This is a genomic window from Pseudonocardia yuanmonensis, assembly GCF_039542425.1.
Lineage (GTDB): Bacteria > Actinomycetota > Actinomycetes > Mycobacteriales > Pseudonocardiaceae > Pseudonocardia > Pseudonocardia yuanmonensis.
This window is the reverse complement of record NZ_BAABIC010000002.1, coordinates 229,911-251,562: the sequence shown is the minus strand read 5'-3', so window position 1 is coordinate 251,562 and position 21,652 is coordinate 229,911. Positions and strand designations below refer to the sequence as shown.

The window sequence follows — 21,652 nt, the reverse complement described above, 5'->3', positions numbered from 1 at the left end:
CGGCGGCGGGGGTCGCTCTCGGAACATGCGGAAGGGGCGCGACCCGATCGGGTCGCGCCCCTTCCCTGCCCTGCTCAGCGGTCGGCGTCGACCTGCCGGCGCTCGTGCTCGGTGCGGGCGGCGAGCTCGTCGTCGTCGACCGGGTGCGGCGTCTTGGCGTGCTCCCGGTGGTCCGGGTGGACCTGCTCCTCGGGGACCATGACGTCGCGCACCTCGGGCTCGTCCTGTGCGTTGCGGGGAGTACTCATGGGACAGGGATTCCCGTCGGGCGCGCTTCCACACCGGACACCTCCGATGTGGTGACCGCGACCAGCTCCAGGGCGGCGGCGATCACGTCCGCCGGTGGCACGTCGAGGCATTCCAGCGCGAAGGGGCACCGGAACTGGCGGCACGGGCTGCACGAGACCGGACGGCGCAGGACGGCGGCGGGCACGGACCGCGGCCGGTACTGGTCGACGTCCTCGGTACCGGCGAACAGCACGGTCACCGGCGTGCCGACGGCGTCGGCCAGGTGCATCCCGCCGCTGTTGTTGGTCACGGCCACGGCCGCGTCGGCGAGCAGGCCGGCCAGGCCCGGCACGTCGAGCGCCCCGGCCAGCGGGTGCACGTCCGGCAGCCCGTCGGCGACGGACCGGACCAGCTCGTCCTCCGCCGCCGGCCCGGAGACGACGACCGGGAGCCGGCTCCCCAGCCCGGCCGCGACCTCACGGAAGCCCAGGTAGCGGCGGGACGGGCAGGAGGCGCCGGGCAGCAGGACGGCGTACGGCCCGGCCGGCACCCCGAGTTCGGCGAGCGCGGCCCGCGCGTGACCGCGACCCGCGGCGGGGACGGCGGCGTGCAGTGTGCCGGCGGTGGTGGGGACCCCGAGCCGGCCGAGCAGGTGCAGAGCCCGGTCGACCTGGTGCAGGCCGTCGTCGGGTGCGGGGACCCAATGCGTGAGCGCGGTCCCGCCGAACTCCTTGGAGAGGCCGGCCCGGATCGGGATGCCCGCCCGTCGGCAGATCTCGGCGGCGGGCCACGGGGACTGCGAGAACGAGGTCAGCAGCACCGCGGCGTCGTAGCCGCGGCCCGCGAGCTCGGCGACCAGGTCGGCGTCGGGGTCCGGGTCCTGCCCGGTCGGCCCGTCGATCTGCTGCCAGGACACCCGCGCGACCACGGCTTCCGCGATCTCGGGCAGCAGCGTGGCCGCGGCAGCTCCGCCCGGCGAGGCGAGCAGGTCGATCCGGGCGTGTGGGGCGGCCGCCCGCAGCCCGGCGAGCGCCGGGCCGGTGAGCAGGACGTCGCCCAGGTTGTCCGGCCGCACGACCAGGATCCGGCGCAGCGCCGGCCAGTTCACGGGGGCGCCCGCCAGGGCCGCCGGATGTTCGAACACGATCGTTCTGTTCCCGTCCTGCTCCCCGTCAACCCCGCACAGTGGACCACCGCTCGTCCGAGCGCGTTTCCCGGGCCGCTCCTCGGGAACCGTCCACAGGTGATCGTGATGGTGCAGGGCGGGGGGGATCCCGCCCGCGACGGCGTGGCCGACTACACCGCCCACCTGGTCGACGCGCTGCGCCGGACCGGGGAGCAGGTGGAGCCCGTGAGCGTGGCCGGGTCGCCCGCGAGCGTCGCCCACGCGGCGCGCCGGATCCGCGCGCTCGACCCCGACGTGGTGCACGTGCAGTTCGCGCCCTCGGCGTTCGGGTTCTCCCCCTGGCCCGGCCTGCTCCCCGACCTCGTGCGGGCGCCCGTCGTCACGACCGTGCACGAGTACGGCTGGTGGGCCGCCCCCTCCTGGATGCCCGGGGTCGTCTGGCGCGCCGTGGAGCCGCGCGGGTTCGACCGGGAGACGTGGCGGCTCGTCCCCCGCAGCGCGGCCGTCCTCACCACGAACGCGAGCCACGAGCGCACGCTGCGCGAGCGGATGCGGGTCTCGCCGGTCCTCGTGCCGCTGGCGCCCAACGTGCCGGACCTGGGCCCGGCCTCACGGGAGGACACGCGTGAGCGGCTCGGCGTCCCCGCCGACGCCGAGGTCGTCGCGTTCTTCGGCTTCGTCCACCCGGTCAAGGGGATCCGCTACCTCGCCGAGGCGCTGGCCCGGTTGCGCGCCGAGGGCCGGGACCGGCTGCACCTGCTGGTCGTCGGCGGGTTCACGTCGCTCGCGCTGCCCGAGGACGAGGCCCGGGCCTTCCGCGCCGAGCTGCTCGGCCAGATCGAGGCCGCGGGCGTCGCCGAGCACGTCACGGTGACCGGGCACCTGCCGGAGAAGGAGGTCTCCGCCGCCCTGCACGCCGCCGACCTCGCCGCGTTCCCGCTCACGGCCGGCGCCACCACGAAGAGCGGCGCGCTGCTGTCGGCCTTCGCGCACGGCCTGCCGACGGTCGTCACCCGCGCCGACCCGCCCGACCCGGAGCTGGTCGACGGGGAGACCGTGGTGGCCGCGCCGAAGGTCCGGGACGGCGCGTCGCTGGCCGAGGCCCTCCGCCGGCTGCTCGACGACCCGGCGCTGCGGCTGCGCGTGGCCGCGGGCGGCGAGGCCGTCGGGGCCGAACGGAGCTGGGAGCGGATCGCCGCCCTGCACCGGGACGTCTACGCGGAGGTCCGTGGCCGTGCGTGAGCCCGCCGACGTCCTCGTCATCGACCTGCTCGGGGGCCTGGGCGACCTGGTCATGGCCCTGCCCGTGGTGCACGGGCTCGCCGAGCGCTTCCCCGGCGCCGCGCTGCGCGTGCTCACCCACGACCCCGGCGCCACCCTGCTCGACACCGACCCGGCGGTGACCGAGGTGCTGCGCGCCGAGAAGGGCCGGGAGCGGGAGGCGGTCGACGCCGCGCTCGATCGCACGGACCTCCTCGTGAGCACCACGCGGCTGCACGGGATCCCGGACCTCGTCGCCGAGCGCGGCATCCCGGGCGTCACGAACCTGTGGCGCTCCCCGCCGCCCGACGAGCCCGTCTCCCGCCGCTACGTCCGCATCCTCGCCGAGGAGGGCCTGGTCGCCCCGGGGTACCGGCCGCCCCGGATCCACCTCACCGGCGCGGAGGTCGCGGAGGCCGAGGCGGACCTGCCGGCGGGTGTCCCCGTGGTGCTCGTGCCCGGCGCCGGGATGGCGGTCAAGCTCTGGCCCCACTGGGCGGAGCTGGTGGACCTGCTGGGCACGGTGCCGGTGGTCGCCGTCGGCGAGGGTGCGCCGGTGCCGCAGCTCCCGGCCACCGACCTGCGCGGGCTCGCGGCCCGGTTCGCCGCCGTCGCCCGCCGTGGCGGCGTCGTGGTCGGCGGGGACACCGGGCCGGCCCGGGTCGCGGCCGCGGTCGGGGCCCGGACCGTCGGGCTGTTCGGCCCCACCCTCGCCGCCCGCTACGGGCTCGACGACCCGGCGACGAACCTGCAGGGCCTGCCGGGCTGCCCGCACCGCCGCCCGACGGCGATCACCGAGCAGGTGTGCTGGTGGGAGGCCCGGTGCCCGCTGACCCCGCCGGCCGGGGGGCCCGCCTGCATGGCCGACATCCCCCCGGCGGCGGTGGCGGCCGCGGTGCGCGCGGCGCTCCCGGTGCTCAGCGCCTGAGCAGGGTGTCGGCGGTGATCGGGCGGTCCGGGATCGTGGTGTCCGACTCCAGGTGCACCGCGCCCGACGGCAGGATCCCGGCCCCACCGAACTTCGCCATCACCCGCTGCTCGGCCACGACGTCCTCGCCCACGGCCTCCTGCGGCACCTCGCGCCAGAAGTCGAAGCCGCCGACCGCCTCGAGCGCCGCGCGGTCGTAGAGGACGCAGCCGGCGGCCCAGGCCATCTTGTACGCCAGCCACCGCTCCCCCGGCCGCAGGTGCCGGCGGGCGAGGTGGACGGGGTTGGCCGCGTTGTGCAGCCGCCAGCGCTCCCACTCCGGGGTGTCCGGGTGCAGCGTCTCCGGCACCGGGCGCCCGTCCCAGCGCTCGAACGGCTCCTGTTCGGCGGGGCGCTCGTCGTCCACGTGGGACAGGCCCTGCATCGCCGCGCCGACCACGCCGCACCCCAGCTCGGTGATCGCCTCGTGCAGCAGCGCGATCGTGCCGGGGGCGAGCCAGACGTCGTCGTCGAGATAGAGCACGTACCGCGCCGACGAGCTCGCCAGCAGGGCCGCCCGGTGCTCGATGACGCCACGGCGCGGCAGGTGCCGCCGGGTGCGGACCCGGTGCCCCCGCAGCTCCAGCACCCGGATCATCGCCTGCGCGGGCTCGGTGTCGTAGGAGGCGGCGTCGTCGGACTGGTCGGAGACCACGACGTCGAAGGGATGGTCCTGCGCGGCCAGGCCGGCCAGGGTGGTGGCCAGCTCCACGGGGCGGTTGCGGGTGGGCACCAGCACCTCGATCTCCGCCGCGACCTGCGCCCCCGCCCCGGGCCGCTCCTCCGGCTCGATCCGGCCGGCACCCGCCGGGGCGCTCACGCCGCCCGGTCCCGTTCGTCGTCGCACACGACGGCCTGCATGCTCGTCCACCTCTCGGGGTCGGGGACTGTTCGTCCCGGCGGCTACCCGGGCGGCCCGCCCGCATGCGTCGATGCCCCGGTCGGGGTGCGCGCGGGGCATGGCCGCCGGTCGACCGGGTAGACGCGCAGGTGTGTCCGTGCAGGTGGGCGCCTCCGGGGGACGGTGAGGGTCGTGGTGCCCGGCCCTTGTGACCCGTGGCTCGCGGCCGTCGCCCTCACGGGCACGGCCCTGAACCGCAAGGACCGGGCCGTCGCCGAGCTGGCCGAGGGCCGCGCGGACACCGGCGCGGGATGCGCGGACGCCGAGCTGTTCCTCGTGTGAGCGGGACGAGCGGCCCGGGATGCGAGCAGCGCCGGTGTGTCGACGGCGCGGTGCCGGGCATCCCTCAGGCATGGCCTCCACCGACGCAGCCGCCCGCCCGGTCGCCCTGGTCACCGGCGCCAGCCGCGGCCTCGGCTTCCTGATCGCCCGCGAGCTCGCCGACCGCGGCCACGACCTCGTCGTCTGCGCCCGGGACGTCGAGGGGCTCCGGCCCGCCCGCGCCGACCTCGAGGCCCGCGGCGCGCGGGTCGTCACGGTGGGCGCGGACGTCGGCAGGCCGGAGGCGGCGCAGGAGCTCGTCGGGACCGCCGAGCGCGAGTTCGGCCGGCTCGACGTGCTGGTCGCGAACGCCGGCATCATCCAGGTCGGACCCCAGCCGGACCTGCGCGACGAGGACTACGTCCAGGCCATGGACGTCATGTTCTGGGGCCTGGTCCGGCCCGCGCTCGCGGCGCTGCCGCTGCTGGCCCGCACCGGCGGCCGGATCCTCGCGGTGACCTCGATCGGCGGGAAGCTGCCCGCCCCGCACCTGCTGCCCTACACCGCCGCGAAGCACGCCGCCGTCGGGTTCGCCGAGGGGCTGCGGCTCGAGGCCGGGCGGCAGGGGGTCTCGGTGACCGTCGCCGTGCCCGGTCTGATGCGCACCGGGTCCTCGCGCAACGCGCTGGTCACCGGGAAGGCCCGGGCCGAGCGGTCCTGGTTCACCGTCGGCGCGTCGCTGCCGCTGGTCTCGTCGGACGCCGAGCACGCCGCCCGCCGGCTCGTCCGCGCCACCCTGCGCGGCACACCGGAGATCATCCTCACCCCGCTGGCCCACGTCGGGTCGCGGGTGCACGCGCTCGCGCCGTCGACGACCCTGCGACTGATCACCGCCGTCGAGCGGCTGCTGCCCGGGCCGGCCGGCACCGGGGAGCCGCCGCGCCCGGCCTACACCGCCCCGTTGCCCCGCTGGCTGCGCCGGCTCACCGGGCTCGACGAGGCCGCAGCCGAGCGCTGGCACGAGCACACCGATCCCGCACCGGACCCGGGCGGACACCCGGACGGCGGGTCGGACGGCGGGTCGGACGGCGGTGTCGGAGCCGGGCGGGCGGGTACTCCCCGACGATGACGCGCGCCACCCGTGCCCTCGTGACCAACGACGACGGCATCGACTCCCCCGGCCTGGCCGTGCTGGCCGAGGCCGCGAGCGAGGCCGGGCTCGACGTCGTGATCGCCGCCCCCGAGCACCAGTTCTCCGGGGCCAGCGCCTCCATCACCGCCGTGCAGGAGGACGGCCGGACCGTCGTGCGGGAGGTGGAGGGCCCGTCCGGACTGCCCGCCTACGCGGTGCGGGCCGCGCCCGCCCACATCGTGGTCGCCGGCCTGCAGGGCTGGTTCGACCCGCGGCCGGACCTGGTCCTCTCGGGGATCAACCGGGGCGGCAACGTCGGACGGGCCGTGCTGCACTCCGGCACGGTCGGCGCCGCCCTGACCGCCGGCCTGCACGACCGGCGCGGCCTGGCCGTGTCGCTCAACGTGGCGCTCGGTGCCGAGGAGCAGGAGCACTGGGACGCCGCGGTGAGCTACCTCCCGCGCGTGCTGGAGCTGCTGCTCGACAGCCCGCTGGGGACCACGCTCTCGCTCAACGTGCCCGACCGGCCCCTCGAGGAGCACCGCGAGCTGCGGCTCGCCCCGCTCGACCCGCGCGGTGTCGTGCAGACCCTGGTGGACGACTCCGACGGCCAGGGCCTGCTGTTGCGCGAGGTCGAGACCGGCGACCGGGCCGAGCCGGGCAGCGACCGCGCCCTGCTGGACGCCGGCCACCCGACCCTGACCGCCCTGCGCGGCCTGACCGAGGACCCCGATCTGCTCGTCCCCGAGCGCCTCGCCCGTGCCGCGCGCCTGACCGACGAGAGGACCAGTGCATGAACACCACCGAGGCCCGCGACAAGCTGACCGCCGAGCTCGAGCGGCTCGACCACGAGGCCGAGCAGGAGGCGCGCGACCAGGCGGAGCAGCGCGACTCGGACGAGCTGGCCGGCGGCATGGACTTCGGCGACCGCGGGTCGCGGGCCGCCGAGGCGATGGAGAACGACCTGTCCCGCGGCACCCTGCGGATGCAGCGCGCACAGGTCGTCGCCGCCCTGGAGCGGATCGACGCGGGCGAGTACGGCCGCTGCGCCGTGTGCGGCAAGGAGATCGACGACGAGAGGCTGGAGGTGCGGCCCGAGACCGACCGGTGCCGCGACCACGCCGACACCGCGTCCCCGAGCCGGCCGGACCACGTGCGACGCGTCGACACGTGAGCCCGGGCCCCGAGTAGGGGTGCGGAGGGGCGGGTACGGGACCGGTATGTCGGATTCGTGCCCGCCCGTCGTCGTCTTCGCTCCCTCCCCCATCGTCACCGTGACCATCGAGGACCGTGCCGGACAGCCCGAGCTGCACGTGCACGCCGGTGGACAGGGCGTGTGGCAGGCCCGGATGCTCGCCGCGCTGGGCGCGCCGGTGCGACTGTGCGCCGGGTTGGGCGGGGAGACCGGCCGGCTGCTGGAGCGCATGATCGCGATCGACGGCGTCGAGCTGCGGTACGTCGAGACCGCGGCGCGCAACGGCGGCTACGTCCACGACCGGCGGCAGCCGGAGGACGAGGGCCGGGTCGAGATCGCCGCCGAGCTCCCGGCGCCGCTCGACCGGCACGAGCTCGACGGCCTCTACGAGCTCACCCTCGCCGAGGGCCTGCGCGCCGGCACGGTGCTGCTGTCCGGGCCGCAGTCCGAGACCGTCGTGCCCGCCCGGCTGTACGGGCGGCTGGCCGGCGACCTGCGCGCCAACGACGTGCGGGTCGTCGCCGACCTGGCCGGCGAGCGGATGGAGGCGGTCGTGGAGGCCGGCGTCGACCTGCTGAAGGTGAGCGACGAGGAGCTCGTGGCGCACGAGCGGGCCTCGTCCACCGAGATCGACGACGTCGTGCCGGCGATGCGGCAGCTGATCAAGGACGGCGCGCGGGCCGTCGTCGTCAGCCGGGCCGGCGAGCCGGCGCTCGCCCTCGACGGCGAGGCCGACGAGATCCTCACGATCACCCCGCCCCCCGTGCAGGCCAACGACCCGCGCGGGGCCGGCGACTCGCAGACCGCCGGGATGACGGCGCGGCTGGCCGCAGGTGGGTCCTGGGAGGAGATCCTCCGGACCGGGGCGGCCTGCGGGGCGCTCAACGTCGTGCGGCACGGGCTGGGCACGGGCGGCGAGGAGGCGGTGCAGGTGCTGGCCGAGCGGGTGCAGCTCGCCCCGCTGAAGTAGGCCCGCTCCCGCGAGTCGGGGCTCTGGGCTTCAGCGAGTCGGGCTCTCGGCTCCCGCGAGTCGCGCTCTCGGCTTCAGCGAGTCGGGCTCCGGGCTTCAGCGAGTCGGGCTCCGGGCTTCAGCGTTCTCGCTGACGGTTGGTGCGGTGGCCAGCGGGTAGTCGATCACCGTGTCGGCTCCCGTCCTGCTCGCGCTGCGCGCGTTGAACCTCGGCGACCTGCTGACCGTCGTGCCCGCGCTGCGGGCCCTGCGCCGGCACCACCCGGACCACCGCGTCGTGCTGGCCACCGCGGGGGTGCTGGAGCCGCTCGCCGCGCTCACCGGCGCGGTCGACGAGGTGCTGCCCACCCCCGCGCCGGACGCCCTCGCCTTCCCCGGTCCCGTGGACATCGCTGTGAACCTGCACGGCGCCGGCCCACAGAGCCACCGCGCCCTCGACGCCCTGGACCCCCGCCTCCGGATCGGGCTCGGCCGGCCCGAGCTCGGCTGGCTCGGACCGCCCGCCGAGGAGCTCGACGTGCTGCACGAGCGGGTCCGCTGGTGCAGCGTGCTCGCCGCCCACGGAACCCCGGCCGACCCGGAGGACCTCCGCCTCCCGGCACCCCCGCACACCCCGCCCGGACCGCCGCGGCCCGTCGTCGTCCATCCCGGGGCCGCCTTCGGCGCCAAGTGCTGGCCCGCCGACCGCTTCGCCGCACTGGCGCGCCGACTCGCCCCGCTCGGGCCCGTCGTCGTCACGGGCGGGCCCGCGGAGCGGACGCTCGCCGAGCGGGTGGCCGCGGGTGCCGGCCTGCCCGACGACCGCGTCCTGGCCGGGCGGACCTCGATCGCCGAGTTCGCCGCGCTGGTCGCCGGGGCCGCGCTCGTGGTCAGCGGGGACACCGGGATCGCCCACCTCGCCGCCGCGTTCGGTCGGCCGTCCGTGGTGTTGTTCGGGCCGGTCGGCCCGGAGCGGTGGGGCCCGCCCGCGGGTCCGCACCGCGCCCTGACGCACGCGGAGGTCCGCCGCGGCGACCCGTTCGCCGACGACCCCGACCCGGCCCTGCTCGCGATCGGGGTGGACGAGGTCGAGGCGGCCTGCCTGGACGTCACCGGCCCGACGGGGTGTGTCGAGCCGACCGCCGCGGGTACGAAGGCCTCATGAACGAGCCGACCCGCGACAGCACCCCTGACGACGTCACCCGGCCCGACATGATCGGCCACGACGAGATCGCGACCGATCCCGCCGCGGACCTCGAGGACGTGAACGACCGCGGCACCGGTCTCGACGCCGAGGAGATCGACCCGAACACCGAGGCCGACCCGTACGACGTGCTCGAGCAGCACCGCGAGGTCCCGATCGACGACGACGAGGCCCCGCGCGGCTGATCACGTTCCCGCGGCACAACGGGGTCGTGAGGGCGAAGTGCCGCTCTGGCGGCACTTCGCGCTCACGGGCTCAGGACGCGCGTTCGGTCACCCCGGCCGCCACCTGCGTCCACCGTCCGTCGACGCACCGGACGGTCGCGGCACCGCCGGCCCCGACGAACCGGCCGGCCGCCTCGACCGCGCTCTCCACGGCGGTCCGCAGCGCGGCCCCGGCGGCGAGCGCGGCGGCGAGCCGGCCCGCGAACGCGTCGCCGGCACCGCAGGGGTCGCCGCCGGTGACGTCGAGCGCGGGGACCGCGACGCGGTCGGACGCGGTCACGAGCACCGCGCCCCGGTCGCCGCGGGTCACCACGACCGCACGGCTCTCCCGGCGGCGCCGCAGCTCCGCCGCGCAGCCGACGGGATCCCCGCCCGGCAAGCCGAGCGCACCCGCCGCCTCCCCGGCGTTGGGCGTCATGATCACGCCCGGCACCGGGTCGGAGCCCTTGGGGTGCGGGTCCCACACCACGGGCGTCCCGGCCGCCACCGCGTCGGCGAGCAGCCGCCGCACCTGCGGGTCGGCCGTGACGCCGCGGCCGTAGTCCGACACCAGCACCGCTCCGGCGCGCAGGATCGCCCGGCGCAGTCCGGTCCGCACGGCCGCACCGAAGTCGTCGGCGGGCCGCCCGGAGCCCCGGTCGGTGCGCAGCAGCGGCCCGTCCGCCGAGCGCCACCGGCACTTCACCGGCGTCCCGCCCGTCGCGGGCCCGCTCACCACGGCCAGACCCGGAGCGAGCATCCCGCGCAGCCGGTCGGCGTCGGCGTCGTCCGCCAGCGCCGTGACCAGCGTCGTCGCCGCCCCGGATCCGGCGAGCAGCGCCGCCGCCAGCCCGGCTCCGCCCGGCCGCGCCACCTCGCCGGCGACGTCGAGGACGGGCACCGGCGCGTCCGGGCACAGCCGCTCGACGGTGCCGTGCACGTCGACGTCCAGCAGGACGTCGCCGACCACCACGACACCGGCCCCGGCACCCGCCCGGCTCACCGGGCCGCCCCCTCGGCGGCCCGCGCCACGATGGCGCTCGTGGAGTGGTCGGCGAGGTAGCCGAGGATCCGGACCTCCCCGCCCAGCCGCTCCACCACCGGCGTCTCCGGCAGCATCTCCGGCGTGTAGTCCCCGCCCTTGCAGTAGACGTCCGGCCGGACCAGGTCGAGCAGCTCGACCGGGCTGTCGGTGTCGAACGAGGTCACCAGGTCCACGGCTGCCAGCGCACCGATCACCCCGGCCCGGTCCTCGAGCGGGTTGACCGGCCGCGTCGGGCCCTTGAGCCGGGTCACGCAGGCGTCGCTGTTCAGCGCGACGACCAGCACGTCCCCGAGCTCGGCGGCCTCCCGCAGGTAGGCCACGTGGCCGCGGTGCAGCACGTCGAAGCAGCCGTTGGTGAACACGATCCGGTGCCCGGCCGCGCGGTGCTCGCCGAGCACGGTCAGCAGGTCCCGGTGCGACAGCACGGTCCCCGGGTCGCCCGCGGCGAGCCGGCAGGTCAGCGCCGCGGCCGTGCACACCGCGGTGCCCGGCAACGTCACGACGACGTCCGCGGCGGTCTGCGCCAGCGACAGCGCCTGATCCCGGGAGGTCCCGGAGGCGACGGCCGCGGTCCAGGCCGCGGCGAACACGTCGCCGGCCCCGCAGGCGCCCGACGGCGGGGCGTGCTCCCCCGCCGGTCGGCGCGCGGGCGTGCCGCCCAGGTCCTTGCCGGGCAGCCGCACGGAGCCGTCGACGTCCAGGGTCAGCAGCACCTCCCGGGCGCCGGTGGCCGTCCGCAGCGCCTCCGCGTGCTCGAGCCCCCAGGCGAGCCGGTCCTGCTCGGGCAGGTCGACGCGGAGCACGGCCGCGGCCTCCTCGACGCTCGGGGTCACCGCGTCGGGTTCGAGGCCGGCCCACGGCGCCAGGTCGTGCGCGTCGACGACGAGCAGCGGGATCCGGGTCCGGGCCCGCGCGATCCGTCGGCGCACGGCCGGCGACAGCGCGCCGAGCCCGTAGTCGGCGACCAGCACCGCGTCGGGCGCGTCGGCCAGCGCCGCGGTGGCCTGGTCCGCCAGCGCACGGATCGTGGCGCTGCCGGGAAGGCCCGGGGGCACGACGTCGTAGCGGGCCACGGGCTGCCCGGGCGGGTCCCCGGCGACGATGCGGCGCTTGGCCGCGGTCGCGCGGGCCGGGTCGAGCACGCACCGGTCCGTCCGGACGCCGGCCTCGGCGAGCGCCGAACGCACGGTGCGGCCGTCCGGGTCGTCGCCGACCGTGCAGACGATCTCGACGTCGGCGCCGAGCGCGGCGAGCGCCACCGCGGCGTTGCCGGCCCCGCCCGGGGCGACCTCGACGGACGACGGCTCGACCACCGGCACGGGCCCGTCCCGCGCGACTCGGCGCGCGCTGCCGCGGATCCAGCCGTCGAGCAGCACGTCGCCGAGCACCAGCACGCGGGGCCGCCGGTCCCGGATCCGGGCGGCGGCGCTGACGGGCGCCGGCGGGGCGCACGCGATCGGGCGCGGCCGGGCCCGGCCCTGCGCCGGGCCCGGCGACGGGTTCACGGCCACGACGGCTCCTCGGACTGGCACACCACCAGCTCGCGGACCTCACAGCCCTCGGGCCGGGTCAGCGCGAACAGGACGGTGGCGGCGACGTTGCGCGGGTCGTTGAGCTTGGCGTCCGGACCGGGCCGGTACTGCTCGGTGCGGCCGTCGAAGAATGCGGTGTTCATCCCGCCCGGGATCAGGGTCGTCACCCCGACCTCGCCCTTCAGCTCCGCGGCCAGCGCGCGGCTCAGCCCGAGCACGCCGAACTTGGAGGCGCAGTAGGCCGACGCGTCGGACAGGGCGCGCAGGGCGAGCGTGGAGGCCACGGTGACGATCCGCCCCCGGCGCTCCTTGAGGCTCGGCAGCGCGGCGCGGACGACCGCGGCGGTGCCGAGCAGGTTCACCTTGATCACGCGTTCCCAGTCCTCGGCGGACACGTCGTCGATGCGTCCGCAGGCGTCCGTGCCCGCGCAGGTGACGACGCCGTCGACGCCGCCCGCCCGCTCGACCAACGACCGGACCGCCTCCTCCGCGGCGCGGGTGTCGGCGAGGTCGGCGACCGCGTGCGCGGCATCGGCCGCCTCGGTCAGGCCGTGGGTGGGGTCCACCCGGTCGATCAGCAGCGGGGTGCCGCCGGCGGTCGCGACCGCCTCGGCGACGGCGCGGCCCAGCCCGGAGGCCGCGCCGGTGACGAGCACGGTCCCGAGCGGGCGCGAGGTGGGCAGCTGCGGGGTGGCCGCGGAGCTCGCGGCCGGTGCCGTGGTGTCGGTGAGGGTCATGCGGGTCTCCTCGAGATCGTCGGGTCGAGGGCGGGTGCCCGGCGGTGGGTCAGGTGGTGCCGGGTCACCAGCTCGGCCGGGACACCCGGCGCTGCGGGCAGCTGCGCCTCGAGGGCCCGACAGAGCATGTGCACCGCGGCCAGGTGCGACTCCTGCACCGTCGCGGTGTCACCCGGCAGGCAGACGGCGTCGGTGGCGCGCCCGGCCAGAGGGTTCGGGCCGGGCCCGGTGAGGGCCCAGCACTCCATGTCGAGCTCGCGGGCGGCGTCGGCCGCCGCGAGCAGGTTGGGGCTGCGGCCGCTGGTGGACAGCAGCAGCAGGACGTCGCCGGACCGGCCGTGCGCGCGGACCTGCCGCGCGAACACCTCCTCGTAGCCGTAGTCGTTGCCGATCGCGGTCATGGACGAGGTGTCGGCGTGCAGGGCGATGGCGGACAACGCCTGCCGCTCGCCGTCGAACCGGCCGACCAGCTCCGCGGTGAGGTGCTGGGCCTCGGCGGCGCTGCCGCCGTTGCCCGCGGCGAGCAGCCGCCCGCCGGCCGGCAGCAGCCGGGCCAGGGTCGCACCCCAGCGGACGAACGCCGGCGCCGCGGCACGCAGCGCCGGCAGCGCCGCCTCCAGCCGGTCGACGTGGCCGCCCAGCACCTGGTGCGGGGTCGGGGTGGTCGGGGGCTCGTCGGCCATCACCGCACCCCCGTCCACGCTTCGCGGGAGGCGGACACGGAGCCCACCGAGCCCGCGGCACCGCCCTCGCGGCCCGCGATCGCCTCGCGGTACGCGGTCGCCGTGGACGCGGCGACCTTGGCCCACGTGTAGCGGGACAGCACCCGGCGGCGCCCGGCGGCGCCGAACTCGGCGACCGCCTGCGGGTCCTCCAGGAGCGCGCGCAGCGCCTCGGCCAGCGCGTTCGGATCCCGCGGCGGCACGAGCAGCCCGGTCTCCCCGTCGACGACGGTGTCCTTCATGCCGCCGACCGCAGTCGCGACGACGGGCCGGCCGCAGGACATGGCCTCCAGCGGCACGATGCCGAAGGGTTCGTACCAGGGCGCACAGACCACGGCGTCGGCCGAGCGGATCAGGGCCGGGACGTCGGGTCTGCGGACGGCGCCGAGGAACCGCACCCGGCCGGCCACCCGCATCCGGCGGGCGAGCTCGCGCAGCCGGGTGAGCTCCGGGTCGGCCATCAGGTCCACCCCGGCCGGCGGGCCACCGGCGACGACGAGCTCGGTGTCGGGCACCTCCCGCAGCGCCTCCACGACCTCGTCGACGCCCTTGCGCCGCACCACCCGGCCGAGCGCGAGCAGCCGCTTGCGCCGGCCGCGCCGCGGGATCGGGCCCTCCGGGCCGAACTCCTCGGGGTCCACCCCGCACGGCACCACGGAGATGCGGCGGCGGTTGGCGCCCAGGCGGAGCAGCTCGAACAGCTCGTCCTCACAGGACGCCGTGAGCCGGTCGGCGGTGCGCACCAACGTCTCCTCGGCCGCGATGCGGCCGGCGGGGCTGGTGTCGTCCGCCCCCTGCTCGCGCTTCTTGACGTGCCCGAGCGCGTGGAAGGTCTGCACCAGCGGCAGGCCGAGCAGACCGCCGGCGCCCCGGGCGGCGAGCCCGGACATCCAGAAGTGCGCGTGGACGACGTCCGGCGGATCGGCCCGCCAGGCCCGCTCCAGCTGCTGGGCCAGCAGCGGGACGAACGGCACGAGGTCGTCCTTCGGCACCGGTCGCGCCGGGCCCGCGGTGAGGTGCCGGACCCGCGCACCCGGCCCGAACGCGACGACCTCCGGCAGGTCCGGGTCGTCGCGGCGGGTGTACACGGTGACGTCGTGCCCGGCCCGGGCGAGCGCCAGGCTCAGCTCCCGGACGTGCACGTTCTGGCCACCCGAGTCCGGCCCGCCGGGCTCGGCCAACGGACTGGCGTGTTCGGACACCATGGCCACTCGCATGGGTCAGCTCCTTCCGGTGAGAGCGGGGCTGGGCACCGCGACAGCGCGAGAGGTGGTGCGGGGGGCCTCGGTGAGGCGCGCCAGGACGTCCTCCCAGTCGCGCAGGAAGCGCTCGACGCCGAAGCGGGCGAGGGCGGCCTCGCGCGCGGCCCGGCCCGCGGCGGCGGCCGCGTCCGGGTCGGCGACGAGCTCGGTCAGCCCGTGGCGCAACCGTTCCAGGTCGGCGGAGACCACGCCGGCCGCCGGCGGCACGCGCTCGGGCGCCTCCGTGGTGCCGACCACCACGACCGGCATCCCGAGCATCATCGCCTCGATCAGCGAGAGCCCGAGCGAGGTCCAGCGCGCGGTGTGCAGGTAGACCCGGCGGCGGGCCAGCTCCGCGTGCATCCGGTGCTGGGGCAGGTCGCCGCAGCCGCGGACGCCCGGTACGCCGAGCGCGTCGCCGAGGCCGTCCGTGCCCATCCCGAACACGTCCACCGGGGCGTCCGCGGCCAGCCGGGCCACGATGTCCGTGCCGGTGATCCGGTTGCGCCGCAACGGCTCGTTGATGCAGGCCGCCGCCGCCGCCAGCTCGCCGGTGTACCGGTGCCCGGGGTCGGGCACGCCGTGCTCCACCACGGCGGTCGGGGTGCTCCCGGCGTCCCACATGAGCGCGTTGAAGTGCGTGACGTGCACCAGCAGCAGGTCGTCGCGGTCCGCCATCGGGTGGCGCGTGGTCGCCGCGCCCTCGCGCGGGGCGTTGTGCTCCAAATAGATCGCCGGCACATCCCGACCGGGCATCCGGCCCAGCCACTCGGCGGCCAGCTCGAGCTCCTCCGGCCGCTGCAGCACGACCAGGTCCACGTCGGACTCCGCGAGCTCGGCGGGTGAGCACTCCACAGCGGACGCCGGCCAGTCCCAGGCCGCGGGTCGCCCGCCGCCCCAGGGCCCGCGCTCGGGCAGGGTCGGCAACAGGTAGCGGTGCGGGCCCTGGACGAACGCCGTCGTCCAGGAGCCGTGCACGTGCCAGATCAGGATGTTCACGCGGGGATCTCCTCCGTGAGGGGCCCAGTGCGGCGGACGGATCGGGGAGCGAGCGCCCGCACGGCCGCGACGACGTCGTCGGGCCGTACGGAGGCCAGGCAGGGATGACCGGGGACCGAGCACTCGCGTGCCCGGGTGTCGCGGCAGGGGGCCTCCTGGTCGCCCAGCAGGACCTGCGGCACCCGGTAGGGCCGCCAGCGCACGGCGGGGACGACCGGCGCGAACAGCGAGACGACCGGGGTGCCGACGGCCGCGGCGAGGTGGGCGGCCGCGGTGTTGCCCACGACGACCGCGTCCGCCCCCGCCACGATCGCGGCCAGCTCCGCCATCGAGGTGCGTCCGCCCAGGTCGAGGGCGTGGTCGCCGGCGACCTGCGCGGTGAGCTGGCGCTCCCCGGGGCCGCCGGTCACCGCCACGCGCCACCCCTCCGCGGCCAGCAGCCGGACGGCCTCGGCCGCGTGCCCGGCGGGCCAGCGGCGGGCGTCGACGGCGGCGCCGGGGTGCACCACCACGTCCGCGACCCGCTGCCGGGACGGCAGCCGGACGTGCAGCCGGCCGTCGTCGTCCGGCGGGAGCGGGTACCCGGCGGCGTCGGCGATCGCGAGCATGCGCTCGGGCTCGGGCTGGTCCTCGTCGAGCGTCTCGCCCGGTCGCAGCCGGACGTCGAGCAGGGCGCCCGGGTAGTCCACCGAGGCGCCGGTGATCCGCGGCACGCCGGCCATCCGCAGCACCAGGGCCAGCGGCAGCGGCGACTGGTGGAACGAGGTGAGCACCACGGCCTCGTCGAACCCGGACAGGTCGCCGACCAGGGCGTCGATCTCCTCCCGGCGCACCGGCGGCGGGTCCCCCAGCACCCAGGGGCAGGCCCACACACGCACCTCGGCGACGCCGGGCAGGAGCCGTGCGGCCTCCTCCCCCGCCGGCCCGACCAGCATCGTCACCCGCGCCGAGTGGGCGATCGACCGCACCGCGGGGCCGGCGAGGAGCACGTCCCCCGCGCCGTCGAGCCTCGCGACCAGTACCTCCCTCACGCGACCGCCCCGAACGGGCCGTACAGGAGGTGGTCGACGGCCCGGACCAGGTCGGGGGCGACGACGGGGGCGGCGTGGATCTCCTCGACGCGCGTCACCGGCGTGGGCACCAGCACGGCGGCGGCGCCCGCGGCGTGGGCCGCGCCGACGTCCGCACCGATGTCGCCGATCACCGCGACGCGTCGCGCCGGCACGCCCAGCTCCGCGGCCGCGGCCAGCACCATCCCGGGGGCGGGCTTGCGGCAGGCGCAGCCGTCCTTGGGGGCGTGCGGGCAGATCTGCCAGGTGGCGAAGGGCCCGAGCTGCCGCTCGACCTCGCGGTTGACGGCGTCGACGTCCGTGCGGCGCAGCAGGCCCCGGCCGATGCCGGACTGATTGGACACGACGCCGACCGGGATCCCCGCCGCGCGCAGCATGCCGAGGGCGCGGCGCGCACTGGGCATCGGCCGCACCGCGGAGGGGTCGTCGCAGTACGGGACGTCCACCACGAGCGTGCCGTCGCGGTCGAAGAGGACCGCGGCCGGCGGAGTCCAAGCCGGAGTCATGGTGGACGAATCACCGCTGGGGATCAGGGCAAACTCCTCCTCCCCGACTACTACTCTCCGTAGTTGTTGTGACGGTCCGTGACCGACGGGTTCCCGCCCTTCCCGCCGGGGTATCCACCAGGGATGTTCGAGAAGATCCGCAACGTGTTCGGCCGACCGAAGACGTCCGAGGACGATGTGAGCCCGGACACCCACACCGCCCGTTCGCGGGAGACCGGCGGACGCCCGACCGAGCGCGGCGACGCCGCCTCGACCACCGGGACGGGGACCTCGGAGGAGTTCGTCGGCCGGCCCGCGGGGCAGGACGAGGGCATGGCCGGCGAGTCCGGCGCGGAGGCCCGGCAGGACGGGTAGGTCCCGCCGGTCGGGACCTCACCGCCGGCGTGCGGCCGGCCTCAGCGCCGGCGGGCGCCGAACCAGGCCAGTGCGGCCGCGAGCACGTCCTCGGCGACCGCGCCCGGCCGGTCGGAGCCGAGGCGGCGCGCGGCGGCGGCCCGCGCCCGCACGCCGAGCACCGCCGCACCGGCCGCGCCCGCCATCCCGACGAGGGCGGGCAGCGCCGGGTCCTCGCCGTCCCGGCGGGCCATCGTGGCGGCGCTCGTGGAGCCCAGCGCCAGCCGCGGCACCAGGCCCGGCGCGCCGAGGCGGCTGGGCACCATCGGGAGCTTGTCGACGACCGCCTCGCCGGCCGCGAGCAGGCCGGCCACGGTCGTGCCCGGCCGCGAGCCGATCCGGGCGGCGGCGCCCGCGTCCGTCGGGCGTGAGGTCAGGGCGAGGGCGGCCGTGCCCGCCGAGCTGCGGGCGCCGCTCGCGGCGCCGAGGGCCGCGGCCCGCACGAGCGTCGACGGCCGCGCGAGCGGGGCGGTCGGCGCGGCGACCGGCGAGCCGCGCTCGAGCCGGACGAGCGCGGCGTGGGTCGCGACGCCGTAGGCCAGGTGCGGCAGCACGTCCGCGGTCCAGTCCGCGGCCGACCAGGTCCGCGGGTCCGAGACCCGGGTGAGGGCGAGCGGGCCGTCGGTCGCGAGCATGGCGGCTGCACCGAGCAGCGGTCCGCCGACCGGCCCCGGCAGCCGCAGCCCGGCCGCCCGCAGCCCACCGGCGACGGCGCCGACCACCACCCCGGTCGCGGTGCCGGCCAACGGACCCAGCGCCGCCAGCCGGTTGCGGCGCTCGGCCCGGCCCCCGGGCACGGCCACACCGGCCCGGCCCGCCACGGCCGCGACCAGCTGTTCGGGCACGCGGCTGGCCGGCCGGGCGCGGACCAGCGCATCCGTACCGCTGACCACGTTCAGCGCCGTGGTGCCGGCCGCGCCCGCCATCGCCCCGTTCAGGAGTCCCCGGATGATCGCCACCGGCCGGGAGTACCCCACCCCGGGACGACGAACCGCACACCGTCCACCGGCGGCACGCGTCGTGACCCGGCGTCCTCAGGGGTCCGGGTTCAGCCGGCGTCTGCCCCCGGACGGCCGGTGCCGGCCGCCTCCTTCTCGTGCGCGGCGAGCGCCACGGCCACCGCCGCTTGGCGTCGGTGTCGGAGAGGAGGCCGAGGTGGCTGCCGCCGATCTCGACGTTCGTGGCGTGCGGGTCGCGGGAGGAGCGCCAGGGCCGACCCGGTCCCGGCGGCTGAAGACGGAGGTGACCGGGCTGCCCGCGCTGCAGCAGGGCACCGCTGACCATGTCCAGCCGGGTTCCCCGTGCGGAGAGGCCGTCGAGCACGCCCGCGGCGGGCGGCTCGACGGCCGTCGTGTCGAGGACGCTCACCACCTCAGGACGTGCTCCCTGTGTCCTCCTTGCCCGAGAGGTCGCGCAGGAGCTCGTGGCAGCGGGCTGCGCGGCGCGAGTCCTCCTCCATGACCTGTTCGAAGAAGGACGCGACGTCGTCGTAGCCCGCGTTGCGGGCGTCCCGGACGTACTGGCCGTAGTCGTGTCCCCCCTTGAGGGCGTGGTACTGGACGGACACGAGGTCGTACATCACGTCGCTGAAGCCGGTCTCCCCGGTCGCCATGGCGGTCACCTCCGGTCGTCGGATCGTGCGGACGCCAGGCGCGTACCCGCCCCGGTGAGCTCGAACCTCCTGCGCCGCAGGCGGTACACGGCCCGGGACACGGAGGAACCCTGCGGAGCGCTCCCCGCAGGGTTCCTCGTGCACCGGGAGCACCACCTCCCGGCACCCAGGGCGCCCACCACGGCTGTCCAGCGCCCGGGCACCCTGTGCCCCCGGGACGGCGGGTCAAACCCGACGCCGGAGCCCGGTTCGCCCGGACGCGGGCCTGCCGGGCAGCGCACCCGTCGCGACGACGAACTCGGCCACGGCGCGCAGCTTGGTGTTCAATGCCTGCGAGGTGCGGCGCAGCTCCTCGAACGCGGCGTCCCGCGTGAGCCGCCGCCCCGCCATGAGGATGCCGATGGCGATGCCGATCTCGCGGTTGGTCGCCAGGGCCCGGTCCATCTCGCCCGCGTGCTCCTTGGCGCGGGCCGCGCTCACGGCGAGGGCCGCGTGCCCGGCCAGCAGCGCGCCGAGGGCGAACGATCGGTCGTCGAAGGCGTCCGTCGCGCGGGAGTAGAGGTTCAGCGCGCCGATCGTGTCGTCGCGGACGAAGAGACGGAAGGAGAGCATGCTGCGGACGCCCGTCTCCGCGACGGCGGCGCGGGCGAACTGCGGCCACCGCCGCTCGGTCGCGAGGTCGCCCGTGCAGTAGGGCTCCCGGTCCTCGATGGCCCCGAGGCACGGCCCCTGCCCGGTCCGGTACTGGACGGCATCGACCTGCTCCGGCAGCTCGTCGGTCGCGGCGACGGTGCGGATGGGGCCGTGCCGGAGCACGACGGACAGCGCGGCGTGGTCGCAGCCGGGCACGTCGTCCACCGCGGCACGGGTGATCCGCTCCTGGGTCGCGACGGATCCGGGCTCCGCCTCCAGTTCCCGTGCGACCTGCAGGAACCGACCGGCCAGATCCTCCTGCTGCGTGTCGGTCACGGGCCCGTGTACCCGCTGCCCCCTGGTCCACACGGCCCATCCGGACGCCTCGGGCACCCCCCGCGCGCGCCCCGCTGCGCGACGACCGATGAGATCGGGGGTGGTCGGCGGTCCACCGTCCGACGACACGAGAGGCGGCAAGCCCCCGGCACCGCCCGACCCAGGAGGCCACGGATGGGACGCATCAAGGTCCACGAGTTCACCACCCTCGACGGCGTCATCGGCGCGCCGATGTGGACCCTGGACTACGAGTTCAGCGACGAGCTGGGCGCCGAGATCGGCGGCTTCATGTCCTCGTGCACCGGCATCCTGCTGGGGCGCAACACCTTCGTGGAGTTCGCGCCGGCCTGGTCCGGCCGGACCGCCGAGGACGACCCGGGCGCGCCGTTCTTCAACGAGTCCCCCAAGTACGTCGTGTCCGGCACGCTGGAGACCGCCGACTGGAACAACTCGACGATCATCGGCAAGTACGACCCGGACACGATCCGGGACCTCAAGGCCCGGGTGGACGGCGACCTCTACGTCAGCGGCAGCGGCACCCTGGTGCGCGCCCTGCTGGCGGACGGCCTGCTCGACGAGCTGCACCTGTTCGTCTACCCGGTCGCGGTCGGCGAGGGCCCGCGGCTGTTCCCCGAGGGCGGGCCGCGGCGGGCGATGACCCTGGCCGGGAGCCGGGGCCTGGCCAACGGCGTGGTGCACCTGACCTACACGCCGGCCGGCTGACCCCTCGGCTCAGCCTGGGCGCTCCGGGCCCCCCAGCTCGACGAACCGGAGCACCAGGGCCAGCTGCGAGCGGTAGTCCACGGTGTGCGGGGCCCGCTCGTGCCTGCGCCACAGGGCGTTCAGCTCCACGCGGGTGAGCCCGTCGGCCTTCTCGAGCACCGCCCGCACCTCGGTCTCGTCGACCGGTCTGCCGCGGAGCTCGGCGAAGGCCCGCACGAGCGCCGCACGCCCGGCATCCACCGCGTGCGGCGACCGTGACGACTCGAGGCGGCCGGCATCCACGCGGCCAGGTTAGGTCGGGGGTCCGACGAAAACGGTGCGTCGAGCTTCGGGAGCGGTACGTGACGGCGAGGGCGGCGATGCCCGCGGTGCGGCCGGACACGGACCACCACCCTCCTGTCGAACTGATGTTCGAGGGCCTGATACGGTCGGGCGGCGCGGTGGCCGGAGTAGGGGAAGTACGCCGGCCACCGCGCACCCGGAGCGCGGTCGCTGCACACCGTGCATCGCTGCACGACGTGCACGCGGCCGAGCGCGGCGAGCCGGTGTGCCCGGCGCCGATCGAGTCGCGCCAGGACGGCATGTTCATCTTCATGGACCCGCCGGAGCACACGCGGATCCGGCGGCTGCTCACCGGGCAGTTCACCGTGCGCCGCATGAAGGCGCTGGAGGAGCGG

The 21,652-nt window shown here is 76.9% G+C and carries 26 protein-coding genes; 11 read left to right on the top strand and 15 right to left on the bottom strand.

Annotated features, from left to right (window positions below):
* Positions 1 to 74: 74 nt before the first annotated feature.
* Positions 75 to 248: a hypothetical protein gene (locus ABD990_RS03640; protein WP_345378303.1), complete on the bottom strand. Its 174-nt coding sequence runs from the start codon at positions 246 to 248 to the stop codon at positions 75 to 77.
* Positions 245 to 1,372 carry a glycosyltransferase family 9 protein gene (locus ABD990_RS03635; RefSeq protein WP_345378302.1) on the bottom strand — a complete coding sequence of 376 codons (1,128 nt, stop codon included), beginning with the start codon at positions 1,370 to 1,372 and terminating at the stop codon, positions 245 to 247. The genes ABD990_RS03640 and ABD990_RS03635 overlap by 4 nt, the downstream gene beginning before the upstream one ends.
* Positions 1,373 to 1,480: 108 nt before the next feature.
* On the opposite strand from ABD990_RS03635, the gene ABD990_RS03630 reads away from it, so the two are divergent.
* Positions 1,481 to 2,596: a glycosyltransferase gene (locus tag ABD990_RS03630; RefSeq protein ID WP_345378301.1), complete on the top strand. Its 1,116-nt coding sequence runs from the start codon at positions 1,481 to 1,483 to the stop codon at positions 2,594 to 2,596.
* Positions 2,589 to 3,542 (top strand): glycosyltransferase family 9 protein, encoded by a 954-nt coding sequence (locus tag ABD990_RS03625; protein ID WP_345378300.1) that lies wholly within the window; start codon positions 2,589 to 2,591, stop codon positions 3,540 to 3,542. The genes ABD990_RS03630 and ABD990_RS03625 overlap by 8 nt, the downstream gene beginning before the upstream one ends.
* Here ABD990_RS03625 and ABD990_RS03620 read toward each other — a convergent pair.
* On the bottom strand, positions 3,532 to 4,401 hold the full coding sequence (locus ABD990_RS03620) for a glycosyltransferase family 2 protein (protein ID WP_345378299.1): 870 nt from the start codon (positions 4,399 to 4,401) through the stop codon (positions 3,532 to 3,534). The genes ABD990_RS03625 and ABD990_RS03620 overlap by 11 nt on opposite strands.
* Positions 4,402 to 4,614: 213 nt before the next feature.
* Between ABD990_RS03620 and ABD990_RS03615 the strand changes: the two genes are divergently transcribed.
* The 7 genes from ABD990_RS03615 to ABD990_RS03585 all read left to right on the top strand — a co-directional run bounded on the left by ABD990_RS03615 (position 4,615) and on the right by ABD990_RS03585 (position 9,408).
* Entirely contained in the window at positions 4,615 to 4,764 is a 150-nt protein-coding gene (locus tag ABD990_RS03615; protein ID WP_345378298.1) for a hypothetical protein, read from the top strand.
* Positions 4,765 to 4,834: 70 nt separating this feature from the next.
* Positions 4,835 to 5,872: an SDR family NAD(P)-dependent oxidoreductase gene (locus ABD990_RS03610; RefSeq protein WP_345378297.1), complete on the top strand. Its 1,038-nt coding sequence runs from the start codon at positions 4,835 to 4,837 to the stop codon at positions 5,870 to 5,872.
* Positions 5,869 to 6,672 carry a 5'/3'-nucleotidase SurE gene (surE, locus tag ABD990_RS03605; RefSeq protein ID WP_345378296.1) on the top strand — a complete coding sequence of 268 codons (804 nt, stop codon included), beginning with the start codon at positions 5,869 to 5,871 and terminating at the stop codon, positions 6,670 to 6,672. Before ABD990_RS03610 ends, surE begins: the two co-directional genes overlap by 4 nt.
* Positions 6,669 to 7,049 (top strand): TraR/DksA family transcriptional regulator, encoded by a 381-nt coding sequence (locus ABD990_RS03600; protein ID WP_345378295.1) that lies wholly within the window; start codon positions 6,669 to 6,671, stop codon positions 7,047 to 7,049. Before surE ends, ABD990_RS03600 begins: the two co-directional genes overlap by 4 nt.
* Before the next feature lie 100 nt (positions 7,050 to 7,149).
* Positions 7,150 to 8,040: a 1-phosphofructokinase family hexose kinase gene (locus ABD990_RS03595; protein ID WP_345378294.1), complete on the top strand. Its 891-nt coding sequence runs from the start codon at positions 7,150 to 7,152 to the stop codon at positions 8,038 to 8,040.
* Between the two features lie 169 nt (positions 8,041 to 8,209).
* Positions 8,210 to 9,184, top strand: coding sequence for a glycosyltransferase family 9 protein (locus ABD990_RS03590; protein WP_345378293.1), 975 nt, complete (start codon positions 8,210 to 8,212; stop codon positions 9,182 to 9,184).
* Positions 9,181 to 9,408: a hypothetical protein gene (locus ABD990_RS03585; RefSeq protein ID WP_345378292.1), complete on the top strand. Its 228-nt coding sequence runs from the start codon at positions 9,181 to 9,183 to the stop codon at positions 9,406 to 9,408. Before ABD990_RS03590 ends, ABD990_RS03585 begins: the two co-directional genes overlap by 4 nt.
* A 70-nt stretch (positions 9,409 to 9,478) precedes the next feature.
* On the opposite strand, the gene ABD990_RS03580 is transcribed toward ABD990_RS03585, so the two are convergent.
* From ABD990_RS03580 to ABD990_RS03545, 8 genes are read right to left on the bottom strand one after another with little or no spacing between them, the layout of a single operon-like run.
* Positions 9,479 to 10,429, bottom strand: coding sequence for a PfkB family carbohydrate kinase (locus ABD990_RS03580; protein WP_345378291.1), 951 nt, complete (start codon positions 10,427 to 10,429; stop codon positions 9,479 to 9,481).
* Positions 10,426 to 11,982, bottom strand: coding sequence for a PfkB family carbohydrate kinase (locus tag ABD990_RS03575; protein ID WP_345378289.1), 1,557 nt, complete (start codon positions 11,980 to 11,982; stop codon positions 10,426 to 10,428). Before ABD990_RS03575 ends, ABD990_RS03580 begins: the two co-directional genes overlap by 4 nt.
* Positions 11,973 to 12,740, bottom strand: a complete 768-nt coding sequence (locus ABD990_RS03570) for an SDR family oxidoreductase (RefSeq protein ID WP_345378287.1) — start codon at positions 12,738 to 12,740, stop codon at positions 11,973 to 11,975. The genes ABD990_RS03575 and ABD990_RS03570 overlap by 10 nt, the downstream gene beginning before the upstream one ends.
* The gene (locus tag ABD990_RS03565; RefSeq protein WP_345378286.1) at positions 12,737 to 13,423 is read right to left on the bottom strand and encodes a D-sedoheptulose-7-phosphate isomerase; all 687 of its coding nucleotides are present in this window, start codon (positions 13,421 to 13,423) and stop codon (positions 12,737 to 12,739) included. Before ABD990_RS03565 ends, ABD990_RS03570 begins: the two co-directional genes overlap by 4 nt.
* Positions 13,423 to 14,679, bottom strand: a complete 1,257-nt coding sequence (locus ABD990_RS03560; protein WP_345378285.1) for a glycosyltransferase — start codon at positions 14,677 to 14,679, stop codon at positions 13,423 to 13,425. Before ABD990_RS03560 ends, ABD990_RS03565 begins: the two co-directional genes overlap by 1 nt.
* 3 nt (positions 14,680 to 14,682) lie before the next feature.
* Entirely contained in the window at positions 14,683 to 15,702 is a 1,020-nt protein-coding gene (locus ABD990_RS03555; protein WP_345378283.1) for a glycosyltransferase, read from the bottom strand.
* Positions 15,699 to 16,733: a glycosyltransferase family 9 protein gene (locus tag ABD990_RS03550; RefSeq protein WP_345378282.1), complete on the bottom strand. Its 1,035-nt coding sequence runs from the start codon at positions 16,731 to 16,733 to the stop codon at positions 15,699 to 15,701. The genes ABD990_RS03555 and ABD990_RS03550 overlap by 4 nt, the downstream gene beginning before the upstream one ends.
* Positions 16,730 to 17,278, bottom strand: a complete 549-nt coding sequence (locus ABD990_RS03545) for a D-glycero-alpha-D-manno-heptose-1,7-bisphosphate 7-phosphatase (RefSeq protein WP_425569383.1) — start codon at positions 17,276 to 17,278, stop codon at positions 16,730 to 16,732. The genes ABD990_RS03550 and ABD990_RS03545 overlap by 4 nt, the downstream gene beginning before the upstream one ends.
* 123 nt (positions 17,279 to 17,401) lie before the next feature.
* Between ABD990_RS03545 and ABD990_RS03540 the strand changes: the two genes are divergently transcribed.
* Positions 17,402 to 17,632, top strand: a complete 231-nt coding sequence (locus ABD990_RS03540) for a hypothetical protein (RefSeq protein WP_345378281.1) — start codon at positions 17,402 to 17,404, stop codon at positions 17,630 to 17,632.
* Positions 17,633 to 17,673: 41 nt separating this feature from the next.
* Here ABD990_RS03540 and ABD990_RS03535 read toward each other — a convergent pair whose 3' ends face one another.
* The 3 genes from ABD990_RS03535 to ABD990_RS03525 form a co-directional block, all read right to left on the bottom strand.
* The gene (locus tag ABD990_RS03535) at positions 17,674 to 18,630 is read right to left on the bottom strand and encodes a hypothetical protein (RefSeq protein WP_345378280.1); all 957 of its coding nucleotides are present in this window, start codon (positions 18,628 to 18,630) and stop codon (positions 17,674 to 17,676) included.
* 413 nt (positions 18,631 to 19,043) lie between these two features.
* A complete protein-coding gene (locus ABD990_RS03530; RefSeq protein ID WP_345378279.1) occupies positions 19,044 to 19,283 on the bottom strand; it encodes an acyl carrier protein in 240 nt (79 codons plus the stop codon).
* A gap of 225 nt (positions 19,284 to 19,508) precedes the next feature.
* Complete coding sequence (locus ABD990_RS03525) at positions 19,509 to 20,252, bottom strand: GAF and ANTAR domain-containing protein (protein ID WP_345378277.1); 744 nt, start codon at positions 20,250 to 20,252, stop codon at positions 19,509 to 19,511.
* Positions 20,253 to 20,426: 174 nt separating this feature from the next.
* Between ABD990_RS03525 and ABD990_RS03520 the strand changes: the two genes are divergently transcribed.
* Positions 20,427 to 20,975: a dihydrofolate reductase family protein gene (locus tag ABD990_RS03520; protein WP_345378275.1), complete on the top strand. Its 549-nt coding sequence runs from the start codon at positions 20,427 to 20,429 to the stop codon at positions 20,973 to 20,975.
* A 9-nt stretch (positions 20,976 to 20,984) separates the two neighbouring features.
* On the opposite strand, the gene ABD990_RS03515 is transcribed toward ABD990_RS03520, so the two are convergent.
* Positions 20,985 to 21,257 (bottom strand): hypothetical protein, encoded by a 273-nt coding sequence (locus tag ABD990_RS03515; RefSeq protein ID WP_345378274.1) that lies wholly within the window; start codon positions 21,255 to 21,257, stop codon positions 20,985 to 20,987.
* Between the last annotated feature and the right edge of the window lie 395 nt (positions 21,258 to 21,652).

What these genes read in the sequence shown, in the direction of transcription:
- ABD990_RS03610 (WP_345378297.1), top strand. Translation starts at nt 4,835, where the DNA reads ATGGCCTCCACCGACGCAGCCGCCCGCCCGGTCGCCCTGGTCACCGGC.
- ABD990_RS03545 (WP_425569383.1), bottom strand. Translation starts at nt 17,278, where the DNA reads ATGACTCCGGCTTGGACTCCGCCGGCCGCGGTCCTCTTCGACCGCGAC.
- ABD990_RS03640 (WP_345378303.1), bottom strand. Translation starts at nt 248, where the DNA reads ATGAGTACTCCCCGCAACGCACAGGACGAGCCCGAGGTGCGCGACGTC.
- surE (WP_345378296.1), top strand. Translation starts at nt 5,869, where the DNA reads ATGACGCGCGCCACCCGTGCCCTCGTGACCAACGACGACGGCATCGAC.
- ABD990_RS03585 (WP_345378292.1), top strand. Translation starts at nt 9,181, where the DNA reads ATGAACGAGCCGACCCGCGACAGCACCCCTGACGACGTCACCCGGCCC.
- ABD990_RS03630 (WP_345378301.1), top strand. Translation starts at nt 1,481, where the DNA reads ATGGTGCAGGGCGGGGGGGATCCCGCCCGCGACGGCGTGGCCGACTAC.
- ABD990_RS03530 (WP_345378279.1), bottom strand. Translation starts at nt 19,283, where the DNA reads ATGGCGACCGGGGAGACCGGCTTCAGCGACGTGATGTACGACCTCGTG.
- ABD990_RS03565 (WP_345378286.1), bottom strand. Translation starts at nt 13,423, where the DNA reads ATGGCCGACGAGCCCCCGACCACCCCGACCCCGCACCAGGTGCTGGGC.
- ABD990_RS03600 (WP_345378295.1), top strand. Translation starts at nt 6,669, where the DNA reads ATGAACACCACCGAGGCCCGCGACAAGCTGACCGCCGAGCTCGAGCGG.
- ABD990_RS03520 (WP_345378275.1), top strand. Translation starts at nt 20,427, where the DNA reads ATGGGACGCATCAAGGTCCACGAGTTCACCACCCTCGACGGCGTCATC.
- ABD990_RS03560 (WP_345378285.1), bottom strand. Translation starts at nt 14,679, where the DNA reads ATGCGAGTGGCCATGGTGTCCGAACACGCCAGTCCGTTGGCCGAGCCC.
- ABD990_RS03570 (WP_345378287.1), bottom strand. Translation starts at nt 12,740, where the DNA reads ATGACCCTCACCGACACCACGGCACCGGCCGCGAGCTCCGCGGCCACC.
- ABD990_RS03540 (WP_345378281.1), top strand. Translation starts at nt 17,402, where the DNA reads ATGTTCGAGAAGATCCGCAACGTGTTCGGCCGACCGAAGACGTCCGAG.